Genomic DNA, 1,453 nt, shown 5'->3' with positions numbered 1-1,453 from the left:
AGATGATGATAGCCTTTTAGTATACAAAAGAAAGTAATAAAGCTAAGAGCAACCTTTTTTAGGTTTAATTGCAAAAAAAGTAGCCAATATGCTGAAGGATCCAGGCAACGTAGTAGGCATAGGGAAGCGTGCAGAAAATTTCACAAAATTTTTTAATGTTTCTGTTGCTATCTTGTAACAAATTTAAGGCAGCCAAATAGCAGCCTCTCATATGTAATTCTTTGAGGTTGTTATATTTACCATAACATCTCTTGGGCGCACCCCTGAAACGCCCTCAACGCAATTCTGCGGCTTCCGGGACAGAACCCGGCCCTTTCCCTGCCCGAAACCGCGAAAACCCGCCCAGATAAGTTTTGCGCGTCTGCATGGGTATGCACGGAAGTGAATGGCGGACAGTTTCACGCGTATGTTGTCACTAAGCCCCGTTTTTCGGCGTTTAACTCCGCTGATAACGGTGAACGGGCGCGCAGTTTACTGTGCGGCCGTGAGGCGTTGGCCAAGCCGCAGGCGCGGCAGTCCACTTGCTGACGCTGTTCTATCCTGCGTTCGTCAAAGGGCGAAAGAAAATTTCGACGCGTCGAAATTTATCAGGGTATCGGGCGTAGCCTGACCAGGAGGATTTGGCGTGCCGGCGGCACTCCAGAGACACATCTTGTCCCGCTGTTTTGTGGCGCCGGCGCAGCCGGCTGTGGTCACAAAACATTTCCTGTCCGTCCCGCCCGTTAAGATTTTCTGACCGGCTGCAGTTTCTGCGTGACCAGAAAGCCCTCAAGGCTCAGATCTTCATTCAGCCCGTCCCAGTGAATGCCGCGCGGACTCAGCTCAAACGTTGCAAGCTGCTCTGCGGTAGCGCCAGCCAGCGCGGGAAAGTAAGACAGCGGGACGCCCAGGGTGCGTCCGTCGCTCAGCTGCAGCCACATGTTGTAGGGATCAAATTTTGCCGACTTGATGGATACACTCATCACGACCTCCGGTTGACCGTCACGAATTTACGTTGATAGTATGCCCGGGTAGTCCTGTCGTCCATGACGACCACCAATGATCCCACGGCCTGAGAGGATCGCCTTCGGGTGGCTGTACAGAACACTCCTGTAGCCTGAAAGGGAGAACGCAAAGCGTGGTACATCTGCCCGCCCCTGGAAGCAGATATCGTCACAAACAGCGCACCTACGACGCGACGATGAGGGTACATTTCACAACGCAGTGACCGGCACCGACCGTCCTGCCATCCGCTGCCTGCATTTACGCGCCGGCAACCATAAAGCCGATAAACCTGTAGCGGGTCTGTCGCGAAAAACTCGTTCTATCCCGCGATCACCATTACGTCTTCCGGAAAGCATCTGTTTGCAGAGGCAAACGCGCCTCCGGACTGAACGGCGTCACTTTGGTTCGAGTGAAACGAGAACAAAGTGACGCGTGAAAAAACCACACTGCAGCCCCTGCGGTACAACGC

1 protein-coding gene is annotated in these 1,453 nt (G+C 53.3%); it reads right to left on the bottom strand.

Translation table 11 applies throughout. The annotated features are described in order from the left end of the window. Positions 1 to 722: 722 nt before the first annotated feature. Positions 723 to 962: a DUF2442 domain-containing protein gene (locus B2J69_RS23450; RefSeq protein ID WP_081142849.1), complete on the bottom strand. Its 240-nt coding sequence runs from the start codon at positions 960 to 962 to the stop codon at positions 723 to 725. Positions 963 to 1,453 lie beyond the last annotated feature (491 nt).

The organism is Pantoea latae, from assembly GCF_002077695.1.
Lineage (GTDB): Bacteria > Pseudomonadota > Gammaproteobacteria > Enterobacterales > Enterobacteriaceae > Pantoea > Pantoea latae.
Note: the sequence above shows the minus strand (reverse complement) of the source record. Positions and strands in the feature narration are given on the sequence as shown.